This window comes from Nitrospira tepida (assembly GCF_947241125.1).
Classification (GTDB): domain Bacteria; phylum Nitrospirota; class Nitrospiria; order Nitrospirales; family Nitrospiraceae; genus Nitrospira_G; species Nitrospira_G tepida.
Window position 1 is genome coordinate 1884190 of sequence record NZ_OX365700.1, and the last position, 17799, is coordinate 1901988.

The following is a 17799-nucleotide window of genomic DNA, read 5'->3' on the forward strand; positions in this document are numbered from 1 at the left end:
TTGGGCTTCCCGCGCATGCCGTACTGAAAAGCGCATGCCGAGAAACGACCAAGTCACCCGCCAGTGGCATCTCCTCCGGCGTCTGGAAGCCGCCAAGCGGGGCCTGACGCTGGACGAACTCTTGGCGGAACTGCCTGACGACCTGCCTAAGCATGCCCGCACGATCCGGCGCGATCTGGCCGCACTGGAGGCGGCGAACTTTCCCCTCGTCACCGAACGGGTCGATGGCAAGGTACGGTGGCGGCTCATGGAGGGCTTTCGCAATATCCCGGCCCTGGGGCTCTCGCCGACCGAGGTCATGGCCGTGGCCTTCAGCCGGCATCTGCTCGCGCCGTTGGAAGGGACCGAACTCAAGGCGGCGCTCGATTCCGCGATGCAGAAGGCGTCGGCCAGCATTCCGCCCCCCGCCATGGAGTTCGTGCGCCGACTGGAGCAGTCGTTCTCTGTCGGGCTGGGACCGCACAAGCGGTACCGCGACCATCGCGTGACGATCGATTTGCTGACCAAAGCGATCACGCGCGGGCGCACCGTCCAGATGCGCTACTTCTCCGCCTCCCGCCAGGCGACCACCCGGCGCGAGGTCGATCCCTACCGGCTGCGCTATATCGACGGGGGCCTCTACCTCATCGGCTATTGCCACTGGCGCAAAGATGTTCGGATGTTCGCGGTCGAGCGAATCCGGTCCTGCACGCTCACGGACCATCCCTATCAGATGCCGCTCGATGGCGACGTGGAGGCCTATATCGAAGATGCGCTCATTGTCATGCGCGGGAAGCGCATCGAGGTCGAGCTGCTGTTCGACAAGGCGACCGCCGCCTGGGTGCGGGATCGCATCTGGCATCCGAGCCAGCAGCTCACCCAGCTCAAAGACGGCAGGCTCCGCATGGCGCTCACCGTGGCCGACACGCGGGAATTGCTCGGGTGGATCTTGAGCTTCGGGAACGGCGTTCGGGTGGTGAAGCCGGAAAGTCTGAAAGCCGCCGTGCGAGAGGAAGCCCAGGCCATCGCTGAAGGGGTATAGGCGCCATCTGGCGCAGTGACCATGCAGGGCCCGAGTTGCGCCTTCTTGTCAGGATGCCGGAAAACCGATATTCTTGCCCGCATCGGCCCTGGGCGATGCCGTGACAGATTCCGATCTGCCTGGTACCCGCGCTTCCTTGGCGCTTCGTTGCGATCAGAACCCGCTGAACGGGCGGCGAGCGGCGTCGGATGAAAAAAAAGGGGGGGCCTATGGCAACCGTCAACTGGCGAGACCATATCGTATGCGACCCGCAGGTGCTCGGAGGAAAACCGGTCCTGAAGGGCACACGGCTTGCGGTTGAGTTTGTGCTCGATCTTCTGGCGGCGGGGTGGGATCGGGCCGAGATCCGTGAGAATTATCCGAACTTAACTGAGGAGCGGGTCCGCGCGGTCCTCGCCTACGCGGCCGAGACCTTCCGTGAGGAACGGTTTTACCTGTTGCCCCCAGCCGGCAGACCGGCATGACGGACCGCTATCTGGCGAACGAGAATTTCCCGGCGGCCATCGTCAGGACGTTGTGAGCAGCCGGGAACGACGTCCTCTATGCCGCGGAGACTCTGATTGCCGCACCGGATGAACAGGTGCTGCGTGCGGCGCTTGATCAGAACCGCGTCGTACTCACGTTCGATCAGGATTTCGGCGAACTGGTGTTTCATCATCGGCAGCCGCCTTCTCCGGGCGTCGTTCTGTTCCGCCTGGGCGGGCTGTCGCCGGAAGGGGTACTCGCCTTTTTGAGCACGTTCTTCGATTCGAAACCGACGCTCCGGGGCTTTTTCACCGTGGCCAGCCCAGGGCACTTCCGGCAAATTCCGATAATCCGCCCAAACACACTGAAGACCTAACGGTTGACCGCGGGATGGGACGCGTGGATCGGAGAACGTCTCTCGCGTCATCGTACCGTCAGATCGCCGCGTGACCTCGGATGTCACGGCTCGTGAGACCCACGACCGGCCGGCGCTGCGCAACCTACGGAAAGACAAGGTCCCTGAACCCGCCATCTTGTTCTTTGTCCTGTGACCTCGGATGTCACACGCGTTCGGTATCCTGCTCACGATCCTAGCCTCTGTCCTTTCCTCAAGGGGAGAGGCGACGGTGAGGGGGAGGGGAGCCACCCATGAAATCTCTCACGCTGGCGGCGGCCCTCATTGTTGTGGCTTGGGCCACGGTAGGATTGGCCGATCAGGGCTTCGATGAGAAGTACGAACGAGACTACAACATCTTCAACCCGGCCAATCAGTACCGGCCGGACAATCCGCTCAACCCCGCCAACGCCTACGATTCCAACAATCCGTTCAATCCCGTCAATCGCTTCGATCCGGGCAATCCCGCGAACCCGATCAACCAATACAATCCGAACAACCCGTTCAATCCGGCCAATCAATTTCGTCCGGACAACCCGCTGAACCCGGCCAATCAGTTCAACCCCAACGTCCCCTTTGCGCCGCTGGACGGAGGCGGCGGTCGGAGGCACAAGCGATGAGCGGTGGGAGAATGGCTCGCGGTGCGGTAATGGAAAAAGGAGTGGCGACGCAGGGAGAAACGGCCGGCGCTAGTGAGCTAGCCCTCAGCCCCGGCCGCTTGCAGCACATAATGCAGTTCGCCCTGCAGGCCCAAGCGGTCCGCCCAGTGCCAGAGGTAGTCGAGGTCGAGCTGCAGATGGGGGTTCTTGATGATACCAAGCGCATCCTCGAAATCATGAGGACGACTGGCCTTGAGTTTCAGAATAATGAGGTCCTCCGGGCTGCACACCCACGCGGACAGGCCGAGGAGGTGCAGGGTTTGTCTCCGAGTCAGCGCCTGTGCTTCGTGAGAGTCCGCAGAAAAGATCAGGTCGAGTGGAATGCCAGGATGGGAAGGATGGCCCAAACGAAGGACCCGATCCTTGGCCATCGGGTTCTGCATGATCCACCTCGTGTCGAGCTGGAACCCGCGAGAAAGAAGGGAGTCAGTCACTTCGGCCCGGACAGCTTCCTCGGACAGGACAAGGAGATCGATGTCCTGAGTGGCCCGGAGGCGACCCCAGGCGTTCACAGCCAAGGCTCCGATCAGACAATAGGGTGGTGCGGGCTGGGGGAAGGCGTCGAGCACGGCCCGCAGGTAACTGGCCAATGGATCTTGGTCATCGGGCGGCATCGGCTGTGCCCGAGTCTGACGATAGAGGTTCAGCGGGACGAGTCGGGCGGAACGGGTTCTCGAATGGAGGAGAAGGCGGGAGCGGCGGATGCCCCAAGGCCTGAGCGCAGGCCCGGGACCATTTCCACATGGCATCCGACAAACGGCAACACAAGAGAATGCCTTCCTCCGGTGTAGAAGGATAGTCCGTCGGGCTGATTTGCGCCGCGGTCACGTGGAGCTTCCGCAGCCAGATGGGCGGATTGGCCGGATCGAAAGCCATGCGGGGATTGTACAGCACCGGCAGGGGAAGACAAAAGCCGGCCTCATTCGCACCGTGATAGGGCGGATGTCTCGGACTCGGAGGGAACGCTTCAATGCCGAACGCCAACGTGATGGTAGAACCGATGGGACGGAGCGGGAATAGGACCATTTGTCGCTGGACTGCATATTGATTCAATCAGGAGAAAAGCGTATGCCTGTCCGGACAGTGAAGGAGCATCGGACAGGAGCGCGGAGAAAGGGGAGCGCGGAGAATGGAGCGAGCAACTGTCTTGAATGTCAAGCTCTCCGTGCAGCGGCCGGTTGCCATGGAGTCCCATGATGTACCATCGCATTGAGAATGGTCAGCAGCTTGCGCATCGCGGCGACCAGCGCGACCTTGGATGCTTTGCCGGCGGTACGCAGTCGCTGGTAGAACTGCCGGATGACGGGGTTCCAGCGCGTCGCCACCAAGGTCGCCATGTACAGCGCGGTGCGGACGGGGGCCCGCCCACCCCAGATGGTGCGTCGGCCGCGCAGCCGCCCACTGTCCCGATTGAAGGGCGCGACGCCCACCAAGGCCGCAATTTGCTTGCGATTCAGCAAGCCCAACTCCGGCAGCTCGGCCAAGACCGTGCGACTCATTACCGGTCCGATGCCGGGCACGCTCTGCAACAAATCTTCGCGTGCACGCCAGATGGGGCTCTCTTCAATCATGTCATCGAGGTCCTCGTCGAGCCGGGCCAGTTCGGTGCGCAACCAGCGCAGATGGGCTTCAATCCGCTTCCGCACGCGGGCTGGAGCTCGGTCCAACCGGTTCTGCTCGGCCCGCTGCATCGCCAGCACTTGGCGGCGTCGCGCCAACAGGGCCGCCAGTTCCGCGGTCTGCGGATCGGGGAGCGCCCGCACTTCCGGTTGGATGACCTCTGCGAAGCGGGCCAACACCTGCGCGTCCAGCGTATCGGTCTTCGCCAACCGGCCCGTCGCTTTGGCAAAGTCCCGGACCTGGCGCGGATTGACCGCGATCACGGGCAAGGCGGCGTCCACCAGCGCCCGCAGCAACGGCCGTTCCAAGCCCCCGGTGGCTTCCACGACAATCCGTATCGGCGATACCTGGCTCAGCCGTGCGATCACCGTGCTGATTCCCTGGGCATCATACGGGACGCTCAGCGGCGTGCCAGCCGGCCGCATGGCGACGTCCAGCTGCGCTTTCGAGATATCAATTCCGACACACACCGACGATGTCTGCATCGCCTCCTCCTTGGTGAAGCCCGTCCTTGTCTTGATGCGGGCTCGGTGGCCCAGGCAACTGTGCGGGCTTATGGAATAGGGAATGTGACGACCCGGCTCGGCCGCGGTCTCTTCGGACCGGAGGCGTATCGATCTGTCACATTCCGTATGTCTCATGTACCACAATTCCAAGATACAAGGCGTAGAAGTAATGGACAAGGTGCCCGGATCGCGGCCCAAGCCGAAGCCACTGGTGCGGAGGAGATTCAGTATATCCGCATCACGCCAGAGATCGGCCGGAACGATCCCTGTCCTGCAGCAGCGGCAAGCCATACCAGACGTGTTGCCAGGAGCACCAGCACCAGGGTGCGAGCCGTGGTCACAGAGTCGCGGAGCAGCCGGAATGAACGGATCAGGCTCCTAGGGTGTCAGCCATCGGACGGGGATCAGATGCTCGACGGTGTGAAATTCAGGATCGCTCGTCAGGACCGTTCCCGACAGACGTCGGGCCGTGGCGACGCAAAAGGTATCCGCGTAGGAGACCGCATGCTCGCTCTTGATCTCCGCCGCGTCTCGCACCAATGGCAGGTCCACCGCCACCAGCTCGATGGGCAATTGTTCCAGGAGATGGAGGGCTTCAGCGGCGCGGACCGCGCCGACCTTGCGCTTGACGATGTAGAAGAACTCGCCCCAATTGACCCAGTTGAGAAAGGCCTTGGTCCCTGCCCGTTGTTGTTCATACAGGGCGGCGCGGACCTTTTCCCAACCGGGCTCCTTATGAAAGAGGCTGACCAGCGCGAAACTATCGAGGACGAGTTTTTTGCTCACGGCGGGCCTCCTCTCGATGCTCGCGACGGAGATCGTCCGTCAAGGAGAACTTGCCGGTGAGAAAGCCCGTGGCCGCCGCGATGGGATCGTCAGGTGCCGGCGCAATGACCAACCGGCCGCCCTCTTCGAATAACTGGACCTTGCCCCCGGCCTTGAAGCCAAGCTTGCGGCGAAGTTGCCGGGGAATCAGAATCTGCCCCTTTGAGGAGATTTGGGAGACAGGCATGGAAACGTCCTCCATTTCAGGATCAGTATACCGAGGGCCGGAATCCTGGTCAATTTGTCCGTCTTCGTCGCACCATCCGCTGAACCAGGGGAACAACTATAACCACAGCTTCGACGCATGCTTCGCGGCGGGGAATGGGAAAAGATGGAGCGGGCGGGGATGGTGAGGTTTGCTTGGAAGGGAAGGATCAGGCCGATGGGGCATAAGAGGGAAGAAGGTCATTTGTCCAAGATCTGCGTATTGATTCAATCAGCAAAACAGCGTATGCCTGTCCGGACGTTGAAGAAGCCTCTCAGATCCGCTTCCCCTGTGACCCGACCTTGTTTCAACAACCCTCTTCCAGAGGGAGAGGGCAGGGTGAGGAGGATTTCACGGGTGAGGGCCTCTGAAATCACAAATTGTGATTTCAAGTTGGGGTGGTCTTCGGCGCGCCGTGCTGGCGAATCGGATTCGAGATGAAATCCGGGGCAACCTGAGCGCCTGGGCGTGACGAGGATAAACGAGAGGAAAGCATGAAAGAGGATACGAGCCAAGAGTTTGTGCGGTGGTTCCAGCAGGCTACAGGCTACAAGCCCTATCCATTCCAGATGCGATTCGCCTGCGCGCCGTTACCCAAACTGGTGAACGTGCCCACGGGCCTCGGCAAGACGGCCATGGCGGTGCTGGGATGGCTGTGGCGGAGACGGCTCCATCCCGATGAGGCGGTCCGAAAGGAAACCCCGCGCCGACTGGTGGACTGCCTACCGATGTGGGTGCTGTAGCCTCACGGGATATGAATGAAGCAAAAGGGGGGGGACAGACAACGTGGGTACAGCAAACCTTGACTTCGATCAGCTATTTGAAGATCTCACGGACAACAAGCCGTTTCCGTGGCAGAGAAAGCTTTACGGCGAGTTGGTGCAGAAGCAATTCCGCAGAAAGTGTGATGTCCCTACGGGGCTTGGAAAAACCTCGGTCATTGCGGTGTGGCTTCTGTCGCTGGCCCACCACGCGCAGAATGGGTCTCTTGATGGATTCCCGCGCCGACTGGTCCATGTGGTGAATCGAAGAACCGTTGTGGATCAGGCAACCCGCGAAGTGGAACATTTGCGAGATGCGCTCACTGGCAAACCCGAACTCCAACCAGTGGCAGACGCACTACGAGCCCTTTCGATTCAGCCAGAAGGCCAACCTCTTGCGATCAGCACGTTGCGCGGTCAGTTTGCGGACAACGCTGAATGGCGCAATGATCCCGCAAGGCCGGCCGTCATTGTTGGCACGGTGGATATGGTGGGGAGCCGCCTGCTCTTCAGCGGTTATGGGTGTGGATTTAAGAGTAAACCGCTGCACGCCGGCTTTCTTGGACAGGATGTATTGTTCATTCATGATGAGGCCCATCTTGAACCGCCCTTTCAGATGCTCATCACGGCGATTCATGCAGAGCAGGAACGCAGCCGTGAGCTCCACGTCTTTCACGTCATGGAACTGACCGCAACGTCCAGGACGGACCAGGCGGGCGAGACTTCAATCTTCACCGATGAAGACGTGGAAGATGAACGTGTGACGAAGCGGCTCGAGGCAAGCAAAAGTCTTCGATTTCATCCTGTGAGAGAGAAGAAGGAGTTGCCAGGTAACGTGATAAAGTTGGCGCTGGCATACAAGAACAGCGACAAAGCCATCCTAGTTTTCTTGCGCGAACTTGATCATGTCAAACAAGTGTGCCGTGATCTGGAGAAGGCTAAGCAACAGGTCCAAACGCTCACAGGCACCCTCCGCGGATTGGAGCGAGACGAGTTAGCAAAGAAGGACCCAATCTTTGCCCGCTTCATGCCAAGGTCGAGGAAGGAAGTCAAACTTGCACAAGGTACCGTGTACCTCGTGTGCACATCAGCCGGAGAAGTTGGAGTGGATATGTCTGCCGACCATATGGTCTGCGATCTCACGCCATTTGACAGCATGGCTCAGCGTCTTGGCCGCGTGAACCGCTTTGGGGATGGCGAAGCCAGCGTTGACGTTGTGCATGTGGCATCCAAAAAGGGGAAGGAAGTCTCGGAAGCTGGCAATCCTGGATCGGATAGTGGTGCAACCGATCAAGGAACAAGTCAGGTGGAAGAACATGCTGCGAGTGAGATCCCAGAAGTCGATGAATCAAAAGAGAAGAACGAGGAGCAGTCGCCGTTTGAAATAGCGATAGAGCGAACTCAGCTGTTGTTGACAAAGCTTCCAAAACAGCCTGATGGTTCTTTCGAGGTAAGCCCAGCAGCGCTGCGTAACTTGCCAGAGGCAGAACGGATAGCAGCTTTTACTCCTTCGCCAGTGATCTGTCCTGCGACCGACATCCTGTTCGACGCGTGGGCATTGACATCGGTTCTAGAAAAGCTCCCCGGCAGGCCACCCGTCGCAGATTGGCTGCACGGTGTGGCTGAGTGGGAACCGCCGGAAACCTACGTCGCCTGGCGCGAGGAAGTCGAGGTATTGACGGACGATCTGCTGGCTCGATGCAAGCCCGAGGATCTCCTCGAAGACTATCCACTCAAACCACATGAATCGCTGCGGGATCGTTCGGACCGAGTCCGCAAGGAGTTGGAGAATATTGCTGCACGGGAACCGGACTTCTTGTGCTGGCTGCTTGATGCCAATAATGAAATCCGCGTGCTGAGGACGTGTGAACTTATCCAGAAAGACGAGCAGAAGAAGCCGGTAATTGATCTAAAAAACTGCACAGTGATTCTGCCTCCCAAAGCTGGAGGGTTGAAAAAGGGCCTGTTGGACGGGGACGAGCCATTTGATGAAAACCACAGTGGCCTCTACGACGTGGCGGAGCAGTGGTGCGACGAGGATCGTCAGTTGAGGCGATGTCGGGTCTGGGATAATGCTGAGCCGCCAGCAGGCATGCGGCTTGTGAGAACAATTGATACCTATACAGGCAAGGAAGAGGGAATAGCAGAGGACGATGAACAGTACACTCGCCGTTACTGGTACTGGTATGCCCGGCCACGATCTGCAGACGATGATGGCTCACGCACGGCACGTGTGCCACAAGACTTGCAGGAGCATCTCCAAACAGTTGAAAACGTAGCGAGGCGATTCGTCACTAAGCTTGGTCTTAAAGAAAAAGAACCAGAAGCCAAGGCTGTTACGCTGGCGGCCAAGTGGCATGATCTTGGTAAGAACCGCGCGACCTGGCAACGGTCCATTGGCAACCACGACTATCCACGTCAAGTACTGGCAAAGTCGGGTGGTCAGATGCGACCGATCGATATCACCACATATCGGCATGAGTTTGGCTCGCTGCTCGAAATGAAAACCCTGGCCGAGTTTCAACAGCTCGACCAGGAAACGCAGGATCTGGTCTTACATTTGGTCGCTGCGCACCATGGACGGGCTCGTCCTCACTTCCCGGCTGATGAGGCGTTTGATCCCGACCATCCTGAAGAAGACGCCGCTGAACTCGCCAGGCAAGTGCCTCGCCGCTTTGCCCGCCTGCAACGGAAGTACGGCCGCTGGGGATTGGCATATCTTGAATCGCTGGTGCGGGCTGCTGATGCGCTGGCATCACAAGCGCTCGGTTCAGATGGCGTGGTGCAGCAAGCGAATGTCACGGGTAAGGTTGCGCGATGAACACAAAGTACGACCACGTCATCCGCGTCCGCGTGGACCCGACAAACCCCGGTCAATTCTTCGCATGCTGCGGGTTATTGGAATTGGCCGAACGTTTATGGAAAGAATGTGAAGGGTGGTTTGAAAAGGGAATGTTTCATCTTCGCACGTTTGGGGATGGAGAAGATAGAACATTGAGTTCGCTGCTGTGCAAGGTATCAAAGACGCCTCTTAGGCAGATTGACACTGAGGACGACTTCTCATCTCCAATGGAGTTACCCACTCCATTCGGGCTACGAATTGATTGGTGGAAAGACGAAGACACGGGTGGGAATCAGCTTAAGGTGTGGGCAGGAAGCATGCGAAGCGTGCGGATCGCGCGAGCGATGCAAGCCACACTGAGTCGGACTGAGTTACACAACGAAGGCCTATTTGAATACGGTGCCGTCGTGTATGACCCACAAGAGCCAGATAAAAAGGTCGAGCCTTTCTACTTCGATGCCCGTCGCGGATCGAATGCCTTAGCGATCGATATTGGGTTCATGCCTGACAGCCTCAGCATGACGACCGTTGCCTATCCGACAGTGGAATTTCTCTGCCTCGTGGGGCTACAGCGTTTTCGGCCAATGCCGACCGATACGAGACGTGTTTTTGATTACTCCACCTGGCAGGTACCACTGGCGACTCAAGTGGCGCCTTTAGCCGCGTGTGGTGGTTTGCCCCACGCCAGCGATTGCAGCTACCGGTTTCAGATTGCCTTTCGCACAGATAAAAGGAAGCACAAGGCCTTTACCCCAGCGACACCTCTTGAAAGGAGCGAATTATGAGTGACGTGCTGACGAAGTATGATGCGTGGCTGGAAGACACCGGTCCAGCCGCAGTGGTCATCCGAGAATACCTGATGCCGGTCGAAGGGCATGATGGTGTCGTCTTTCCAGCGACCTTTGCGGCCGGTGATGGTTTCCCAGGTGGATACAACATTGACACTTTCCCTGACGGGACAAACGTGTGCCTGATAGATAGCGTAGGCTCGCAGGCCAACCGGATCGAGCCGTTGTTCGCCAAGAACGGCTACGCGGGTTTGGTGCCGCAGATCGTCATTAAGGCTGGCGAGAAGCGCGTGAATCTCCTTGAAGCCGGACACCGCGCGGGTGATGCGATCATTCGCTGCTCGGCTTTAAAGCAGGAGTTGCAATCTGCCTTCAAGAAGGTGATGAACGGTAACGCCGAGCTATTGGCCAATGTCGCACCAACTTCAATGGTGTTCGGTGTGTGGGACTCCCGAGACACACAGGCGAAGCTACCTCGGCTTCTCTCGTCAGCAGTTCGCGCTTTTAATGTCCGAAAGCTAACCCGATCAGCTCAATACGTTCCGGCAGTCGAATATGTGAACGAGGATCTGCTAGAGCTACCTTCCGACCAAAGGACAAAAGATGCCTATGCCGTACGAGGGTTTATCCACGTTCCGGCCGCAGGAACACATGGCGGTGTGATTGCGACGGGTGGCATCCGTCGCGATGCGACTCTGCACCTTGCCGCCTTGCGTCTGTTGACTGCGGACCAGGATAAAGAGAAGACCCGCGCCTTGCGTCGGTACGTGTTGGGGCTTGCTCTAACGGCGTTCACCTATTCGCCAATTGGGTATCTCCGACAGGGCTGCAATCTTGTACTCGACCCGGACAAGAAACGGGAGTTCAAGGCGGTCTATCACGACGGCAGGCGTGAAGATGTGGACGTGAAGCATAAAGAGGCTTCCGATTACGCCAAGGATGCGGCGAAGGCTTTCGGCATCGACACAAATCGCAAGATAGACGATTGCAAGCCTCCCGACCGCGAGGTCGAGTTTGACAAGGAACTCGCAAAGAAAGATGTGGCCGGTGATGATGCTGGTGAGGGAGGACGAAAAGCGAAAGGGAAGAAGGCGAAGTGACGAGAAGCAGTATGCTCACACACTTTTGCATATCCATCCGTTTGCTCAACCGCGCATTTCACGGTCGGAAAGACCGCCGCGTCCCAGAATGGCCGCCGTCGCCGCTTCGCGTTTATCAAGCCCTGGTTGCTGCGGCTTCCAGAATGGGAGAAAACGCGTTAGGTGTCGGCGACACCCGATCGGCTTTAACCTGGCTGGAGCGAAGAACGGCTCCGTCCTTGATTATTGCGCCGCAGGCGTATTCTTCCAGCCCCAATGGAAAGCGTCACGGACATGTGCTCTCAGTGCCCAATAACGCGATGGATATTGTCGCGAGAGCATGGGGTCGAGGAAATCTAGCTGGAACAGGAGACACCGATCCAGCAACCCATCGCACCATGAAAACTGTGCATCCAACGCATCTGCTGGACGGTGACACAATCCATTACCTGTGGTTCCTTCCTGATCCTGCGTCCAACGGGGACGGCGTGTACCCAGACGTTTTGGCCAAGATTGCCAGCAATCTTGCGGCTCTTGGCTGGGGCATCGATATGGCGATTGGGCATGCGGCGCTCCTGTCTGATGAGCAAGTGAGAGCGTTATGCGGAGAACGGTGGGTACCCGGAAGAGAAGGAGTCGAAGATGGGCTTCGCGTGCCGACGTCCGGGACACTCAACGCGCTCATCGATCGACATGAACGCTTTCTCATGCGGGTGCGGCCGAATGAAACGTTCGATCCCACCCCACCATTGCCGGACTCTGCTTACAGGAGAATCGAATATCGAAGGGCCACTGATCCACCGAGGAGGATCGTCGCAGCGTTTTCACTCCTCAAGCCAGATGCCAGCGGCTTCCGGCCATTTGATACGGTGCGTAGCAACCTTACCCTTGCCGGAATGATGCGGCATGCCGTGACATGCGCCACTCGTCGAGCTGGGTGGCCTGAGTCGAAGATAGCTGCTTTCGTTCTTGGGCATCGTGAATCTAAAAATGAAAACCACATTCCTGTAGGATCTCGACGATTTGTCTACCTACCGCTTCCCAGTATTGAAGGACGGGGCGAGGGGAACGCGCGTGTCGTTGGAAGCATCCGCCGAGTCCTGCTGACCGCATTCGCCGATGACTGTGCGGATGAGATTGCGTGGGCACGGCGTGCGTTGTCAGGGCGTGACCTTGTTAACGAGGACAGTGGGCAATCCGTGGCGTTGCTCTCGCTTCTGCCCGGCAATGAAAAGATGATCCGCTGTTATGTCGAGCCTGCTGACACATGGGCCACTGTGACGCCAGTAGTTCTTCCTGGTTATGACGACCCGTCACACTATCGGAGGCGATTAAAGAAAGGGGTCGAGGCTGAAGAGCAGAAGCGGCTGCTGGAACGTCTGAATGAGAGAATCGACGGACTGCTCCGCAACGCAATTGTCCAGGCTGGCTTTTCCAAAGAATTGGCGGACCACGCCGAACTTGAATGGCGCAAGGTTGGGTTCTGGGCTGGAACCGATCTGGCCGATCGTTATGGTGTGCCCGATCATCTCAAGCGTTTTCCCAGAATACATGTGAGACTTCGATGGTGTGATACACAGAATAGACCTGTCGCTGTTCCAGGGCCTATCTGTCTTGGCGGGGGACGATTCTATGGCCTGGGCTTGTTTGCGGCTGAATAGATGCCACACCGACTCCCGGCCATTCCTCCCACTTCGGCCTCGGGCAGTTCGTGCCCGTGGAAGGTTGTGAAACGCAAAACATGAAACGGGAGAGAGTGGGCGAAGATGAAAGCCTGAACGCTGAACACGGACGAATGACGATAGACGGGTGACGAATCGTGCAGTGAGGATGGCGCGTCAACGGCGGAGGAAAAGCTGTTGCGTGACAAGCGGACGGGAGAAAAAGCGCCAATCATGGACTGGCGCCGGATCGAAGTGCTGGACGACGCGATGGCCGAGGTGCTGCGCCGGAAAACGCCGGCCGAACGCCTGGCGATCGGGTTTGGGCTGTGGCGATCGGCGAGAAAGATGTTACGGGGACAATTGGCATCGCTGCATCCGGAGTGGGATGCCCAACGGCTTGAGCGTGAAGTCGCCCGGAGGCTCTCGCATGGAGCTGTATGAATTATTGGCGCAGGTGGTGGAGACTTTCGAACGGCTCCATATTCCCTATCTGTCCATGGTAGTTGGAGCATGAATGAAATACAAGATTGAGTTCAAGCCAAGAGCGATCAAGGATTTGAAAACCATGTCTTTGCGTGAGCGTGAAAGGGTTGTCGCGAAGGTGGAAGCACTACAGACCGATCTTGCTGGAGATGTGAAGCGCCTGACTAACTTCACACCGGAATACCGGTTGCGCGTGGGGGACTACCGTGTGCTGTTTCAGGTTGAGGACGACAGGGTGATGATCTTTCGCGTATTGCCTCGTGATAAAGCCTATCGTTAAGTCCTGAGGAGAAGTCTATGATGACCTTACATCCTGAGATTCTGATCAAAGACGGGAAAAAACAGTTTGCCGTGCTGCCCTATGAAGAGTTCGTGTCATTAAAAGAACGGTTGGAGGACATGGAAGACCTTTTGCAACTCCGCAAAGCGAAGAAGGCAGAAGGCCGGAAACGATCCGTGTCCCTCTCCCGTGTGAAGCGTGAACTTGGGTTGAAGTAAGGCATCTTCCAGTCCATCGGTCCATCGCGCTGTTTCGGCCTGGGCGGTTCGTGGCGATCGGCACGGTGCGTGACGAGGGAGTCACCTTCACCCTGGCCTTCTCCTCGCAAGGATGAGGAGATCGCAGGCAACTCGAAGCGAAGATGCGTAACTAAACGATGATAGGTCTGGCCTATGGAGGCCTTCGTTCTTTGACAACTGAATATTTCCATCGCTCCTGCCGAAAAGGGGGGTATGGAAATGGAATCACCGGACAAATTAGCGGGGAGCGACATCCCGTTGCTCCCCGCTCGGATGGTCAACGAATTCACCTACTGTCCTCGCCTGGCCTATTTCGAATGGGTGGACGGCGAGTTCGCCGACAACGCCGAGACGGTCGAGGGGCGGTTTCATCACCGGCGCGTGGACCGGCCGCCGGCGCGCCAGACGCGGCGGACGGCGGGGACCGACTCCAGCGAGGCCGGCCCCGGTCCCGCTGAGGAAGAAAAGGCCGGGGCGATCCATCAGCGGTCGGTCTGGCTGTCCTCCGAGCGGCTCGGGGTGACGGCCAAGATCGACCTGGTGGAGGGCGACGCGGGCTCTGCCGGCGATGGGGTGTGCGCGGTTGTCCCTGTGGATTACAAGCGCGGGAAGCGCCCGCATACCGCCCAAGGCGCATGGGAGCCGGAGCGGGTGCAGCTCTGCGTGCAGGGGTTGCTGCTCAGGGAACAGGGTTATGCCTGCGATCATGGCGTGCTCTACTTCGTCGGCTCTCGTGAACGGGTCGAGGTACCGTTTGACGAGGCGTTGATCGCACGAACACAGGAGATTTTGGAGGAGATGCGGGCCATGACGACGCGCTCCGTGGCCCCGCCGCCGTTGGTGGACAGCCCCAAATGTCCGCGTTGTTCGCTGGTGGGTCTTTGTCTGCCGGACGAAATCGGCTGGCTGCGAACGCCTCACGAGGGGGAAGCCCCGACACTGAGGAAGCTGGTTCCCACCAACGATGATGCCCTCCCGCTCCACGTGCAGACCCCCGGCGCGAAACTCGCCAAGGACGGGGAGTGCCTGAAGATCAAAGATCACGACGACACCATCGGGGAGGCTCGGCTGGTGGAAACTTCCCAGGTCGTCCTGTACGGGGCGGTGCAGGTTAGCACCCAAGTGATTCAGGAGCTGTGCAAGCGAGACATCCCGCTCGTCTACTGTTCGAGCGGCGGCTGGTTCTATGGTATGACCACCGGTCTGTCGCACAAGCACGTTGAGCTGCGGCGGCGGCAATATGCCGCGGCGGCCGATCCGGCTCGGTGCCTGTGCTTGGCGAGACGCTTCGTTCAGGCCAAGATCGCGAACTGCCGGACCCTGCTCCGCCGCAATCACCGGGCTGCGCCGGAGACGGTGATTCAGGAACTGAAGCACGATCACCTGCAGGCCGGCTTGGCGGAGTCGTTGGAGTCGTTGCTCGGCATCGAAGGCACCGGGGCCCGGCGGTATTTCTCGGAGTTTGCCGGCATGTTGAAGGAGGCGGAGCCAGGCGCGCGGTTCGATTTCACGGGGCGCAACCGCCGGCCGCCGCGCGATCCCGTCAACGCCATGCTGTCGTTGCTGTATTCGATGTTGGCGCGGGAGTGGACGGTGGTGCTGCACAGCGTGGGGCTCGATCCCTATTTGGGGTTCTACCACCAGCCTCGCTACGGCCGCCCAGCGTTGGCCCTCGACATGATGGAGGAGTTTCGGCCGTTGATTGCGGATTCGGCCGTGCTGACCGCGATCAATAACGGCGAGATCCGCCCGACGGATTGGATCGAGCGGATGGGCGCCGTGACCTTGACGCCGGAGGGGCGGCGCCGGTTGATCGACACCTACGAGCGGCGAATGGGCCAGGAGTTGACGCATCCGGTGTTCGGCTATCAGATCAGCTACCGCCGCGTGCTGGAAGTGCAGGCCCGGCTGCTCGGGCGCTACCTGCTGGGCGAGATTCCGGAGTTGCCCGCGATCATTACGCGGTGACCGCCATGCGCCGGTGCTATTTGGTCACGTACGATATCGCCGATCCGAAACGGCTCCGGCGCGTGTTCAAGACGATGAAGGGCTATGGGGCGCATTTGCAGTTGTCGGTCTTTCAGTGCGATCTCCCAGAGATCGATCTGGTGCGCATGAAGGTCGCGCTGACGGAGATCATCCATCAGAGCGAGGATCAAGTGCTGATCATCGATCTGGGTCCGACGGAGAGCCGGCCGATCAAGCGGTTCGAGGCGCTCGGTCTTCGAGTCGAGGTGGAGGAACGACGCGCACGTGTGGTGTGAGGGGACATGGTCGCCGCATCTCACGCGAGCGGTCGAGTGATGAGGCAGGAACGGGAGGTGCTCGCAGAGAAGAACGAGTCGAAACAAGCAGAAACACAGTACAACTGGCTGCAAAAGGAGGTGGGAGACAGAAATGAAAGACTTGTGTTGGTCACATGACGGAAGCGCTCGCAACGTGCGGCAGAAGCCCAGGCCGATCGCTGCCTTGCATGAGAACTGATTCCACGGCAGCAATGCCGTGGCCCCATTGAAGCGGAAACAGGGCCGGCTCCGCCGCTCTGGGCCGCTCTGGGATTCCACGGCAGCAATGCCGTGGCCCCATTGAAGCTGGGAGGAACAGTCAGCGGGTTGCTGGCGGATCTCGTGATTCCACGGCAGCAATGCCGTGGCCCCATTGAAGCTGCCCAGGCGTAAGCGGATACAGCACTGCGGTGCGCGATTCCACGGCAGCAATGCCGTGGCCCCATTGAAGCCGGGGCGAGTTGTACGCCCAAGCGCAGCGTGAGGCCTAGATTCCACGGCAGCAATGCCGTGGCCCCATTGAAGCCGGATTTTCAACGCCTGCCTTGGGCGCTCTTCCCGGATTCCACGGCAGCAATGCCGTGGCCCCATTGAAGCCTTCAGCCCGCGTCCCATCGGCTCCCGCCATTCATCGGATTCCACGGCAGCAATGCCGTGGCCCCATTGAAGCAATGCAAACCCAGGAAGCTGCGCCGGCTCCTACGTCGATTCCACGGCAGCAATGCCGTGGCCCCATTGAAGCAACTGCATCTCCTTCGCTCGATTTCTGGAGAATGCCAGATTCCACGGCAGCAATGCCGTGGCCCCATTGAAGCAGCTTCTCCAGATCGCGCATCCAATTTTCCAGGTCCTTGATTCCACGGCAGCAATGCCGTGGCCCCATTGAAGCTCCGAATTGGTTGTCATAGGCATAGCACGTCACCGGATTCCACGGCAGCAATGCCGTGGCCCCATTGAAGCAACATGCTGCAGGCGCGAAAAAGAGAGCCGTTCTGGGTTCCTGATTCCACGGCAGCAATGCCGTGGCCCCATTGAAGCCGCACATGGAAAGGAAAGGAACAACATGAGCGAAAAGATTCCACGGCAGCAATGCCGTGGCCCCATTGAAGCAACTCCCCTCGATCGGATCACCACAGATCGAGTGGATGGATTCCACGGCAGCAATGCCGTGGCCCCATTGAAGCGACGATCAGATCCGGCTCGCCAATATCCCGCCAGCGCGATTCCACGGCAGCAATGCCGTGGCCCCATTGAAGCCAGAACTTGGCCGGTCGCGCCGATGGCCTGCTTGTCCCGATTCCACGGCAGCAATGCCGTGGCCCCATTGAAGCCAAACTTCCCGTTCCCAGGCCTCGATTGCCACCCATGATTCCACGGCAGCAATGCCGTGGCCCCATTGAAGCCTGCGGGGCCACTTGAACCATAACGGCCAGAACATTGATTCCACGGCAGCAATGCCGTGGCCCCATTGAAGCCTGGTTCTCGGTGTGGACATCCCCGGTCGTCACGAGATTCCACGGCAGCAATGCCGTGGCCCCATTGAAGCGAATTCCACATACTTAGCCGGCATGATGGCCGCTATTGCGATTCCACGGCAGCAATGCCGTGGCCCCATTGAAGCACCATGATCTGCCATTCGTCGTGAACGAATGCTGCGGTGGATTCCACGGCAGCAATGCCGTG

General features: G+C 59.1%; 17 protein-coding genes, 1 pseudogene and 1 CRISPR repeat array (1 of these 19 only partly in view). Of the genes and pseudogenes, 14 read left to right on the forward strand and 4 right to left on the reverse strand.

Features of this window, described 5'->3' with window-relative positions; translation table 11 throughout:
• Window positions 1–34: 34 nt before the first annotated feature.
• From QWI75_RS08915 to QWI75_RS08930, 4 genes and pseudogenes are all read left to right on the forward strand, one after another.
• Window positions 35–1021, forward strand: a complete 987-nt coding sequence (locus QWI75_RS08915; RefSeq protein ID WP_289268345.1) for a helix-turn-helix transcriptional regulator — start codon at window positions 35–37, stop codon at window positions 1019–1021.
• A 209-nt stretch (window positions 1022–1230) separates the two neighbouring features.
• Window positions 1231–1485: a DUF433 domain-containing protein gene (locus QWI75_RS08920; RefSeq protein ID WP_289268346.1), complete on the forward strand. Its 255-nt coding sequence runs from the start codon at window positions 1231–1233 to the stop codon at window positions 1483–1485.
• 74 nt (window positions 1486–1559) lie between these two features.
• Window positions 1560–1862: pseudogene (locus tag QWI75_RS08925) on the forward strand (DUF5615 family PIN-like protein); the annotation flags it as partial.
• Window positions 1863–2134: 272 nt separating this feature from the next.
• On the forward strand, window positions 2135–2500 hold the full coding sequence (locus QWI75_RS08930) for a hypothetical protein (RefSeq protein WP_289268347.1): 366 nt from the start codon (window positions 2135–2137) through the stop codon (window positions 2498–2500).
• 77 nt (window positions 2501–2577) lie between these two features.
• Here QWI75_RS08930 and QWI75_RS08935 read toward each other — a convergent pair whose 3' ends face one another.
• The 4 genes from QWI75_RS08935 to QWI75_RS08950 all read right to left on the reverse strand — a co-directional run bounded on the left by QWI75_RS08935 (window position 2578) and on the right by QWI75_RS08950 (window position 5677).
• Window positions 2578–3153, reverse strand: a complete 576-nt coding sequence (locus QWI75_RS08935; protein WP_289268348.1) for a hypothetical protein — start codon at window positions 3151–3153, stop codon at window positions 2578–2580.
• Window positions 3154–3693: 540 nt separating this feature from the next.
• Window positions 3694–4644, reverse strand: a complete 951-nt coding sequence (locus tag QWI75_RS08940) for an IS110 family RNA-guided transposase (protein WP_289266904.1) — start codon at window positions 4642–4644, stop codon at window positions 3694–3696.
• Between the two features lie 399 nt (window positions 4645–5043).
• Window positions 5044–5451 (reverse strand): type II toxin-antitoxin system VapC family toxin, encoded by a 408-nt coding sequence (locus QWI75_RS08945; protein ID WP_289268349.1) that lies wholly within the window; start codon window positions 5449–5451, stop codon window positions 5044–5046.
• Window positions 5426–5677 (reverse strand): AbrB/MazE/SpoVT family DNA-binding domain-containing protein, encoded by a 252-nt coding sequence (locus QWI75_RS08950; RefSeq protein WP_289268350.1) that lies wholly within the window; start codon window positions 5675–5677, stop codon window positions 5426–5428. Before QWI75_RS08950 ends, QWI75_RS08945 begins: the two co-directional genes overlap by 26 nt.
• A 512-nt stretch (window positions 5678–6189) precedes the next feature.
• Between QWI75_RS08950 and QWI75_RS08955 the strand changes: the two genes are divergently transcribed.
• The 10 genes from QWI75_RS08955 to cas2 all read left to right on the forward strand — a co-directional run bounded on the left by QWI75_RS08955 (window position 6190) and on the right by cas2 (window position 16095).
• Window positions 6190–6438, forward strand: a complete 249-nt coding sequence (locus QWI75_RS08955) for a hypothetical protein (protein WP_289268351.1) — start codon at window positions 6190–6192, stop codon at window positions 6436–6438.
• 43 nt (window positions 6439–6481) lie between these two features.
• Window positions 6482–9277, forward strand: a complete 2796-nt coding sequence (gene cas3g / locus QWI75_RS08960) for a type I-G CRISPR-associated helicase/endonuclease Cas3g (RefSeq protein ID WP_289268352.1) — start codon at window positions 6482–6484, stop codon at window positions 9275–9277.
• On the forward strand, window positions 9274–10083 hold the full coding sequence (locus QWI75_RS08965; RefSeq protein ID WP_289268353.1) for a hypothetical protein: 810 nt from the start codon (window positions 9274–9276) through the stop codon (window positions 10081–10083). The genes cas3g and QWI75_RS08965 overlap by 4 nt, the downstream gene beginning before the upstream one ends.
• Window positions 10080–11186, forward strand: a complete 1107-nt coding sequence (gene cas7g, locus QWI75_RS08970; RefSeq protein ID WP_289268354.1) for a type I-G CRISPR-associated RAMP protein Csb1/Cas7g — start codon at window positions 10080–10082, stop codon at window positions 11184–11186. Before QWI75_RS08965 ends, cas7g begins: the two co-directional genes overlap by 4 nt.
• Before the next feature lie 11 nt (window positions 11187–11197).
• Window positions 11198–12826, forward strand: coding sequence for a type I-G CRISPR-associated protein Csb2 (csb2, locus tag QWI75_RS08975; protein ID WP_289268355.1), 1629 nt, complete (start codon window positions 11198–11200; stop codon window positions 12824–12826).
• A gap of 234 nt (window positions 12827–13060) precedes the next feature.
• Window positions 13061–13270 (forward strand): hypothetical protein, encoded by a 210-nt coding sequence (locus QWI75_RS08980; protein WP_289268356.1) that lies wholly within the window; start codon window positions 13061–13063, stop codon window positions 13268–13270.
• A 73-nt stretch (window positions 13271–13343) separates the two neighbouring features.
• Window positions 13344–13592, forward strand: a complete 249-nt coding sequence (locus QWI75_RS08985) for a type II toxin-antitoxin system RelE family toxin (RefSeq protein WP_289268357.1) — start codon at window positions 13344–13346, stop codon at window positions 13590–13592.
• A 17-nt stretch (window positions 13593–13609) separates the two neighbouring features.
• Window positions 13610–13810, forward strand: coding sequence for a type II toxin-antitoxin system Phd/YefM family antitoxin (locus tag QWI75_RS08990; RefSeq protein WP_289268358.1), 201 nt, complete (start codon window positions 13610–13612; stop codon window positions 13808–13810).
• 234 nt (window positions 13811–14044) lie between these two features.
• Window positions 14045–15799 (forward strand): CRISPR-associated endonuclease Cas4g/Cas1g, encoded by a 1755-nt coding sequence (gene cas4g/cas1g, locus QWI75_RS08995; protein WP_370693562.1) that lies wholly within the window; start codon window positions 14045–14047, stop codon window positions 15797–15799.
• A gap of 5 nt (window positions 15800–15804) precedes the next feature.
• Window positions 15805–16095, forward strand: a complete 291-nt coding sequence (gene cas2 / locus QWI75_RS09000; protein WP_289268360.1) for a CRISPR-associated endonuclease Cas2 — start codon at window positions 15805–15807, stop codon at window positions 16093–16095.
• A 218-nt stretch (window positions 16096–16313) separates the two neighbouring features.
• Window positions 16314–17799: a CRISPR direct-repeat array (repeat unit 36 nt; unit sequence GATTCCACGGCAGCAATGCCGTGGCCCCATTGAAGC); it runs 5068 nt beyond the window's last position.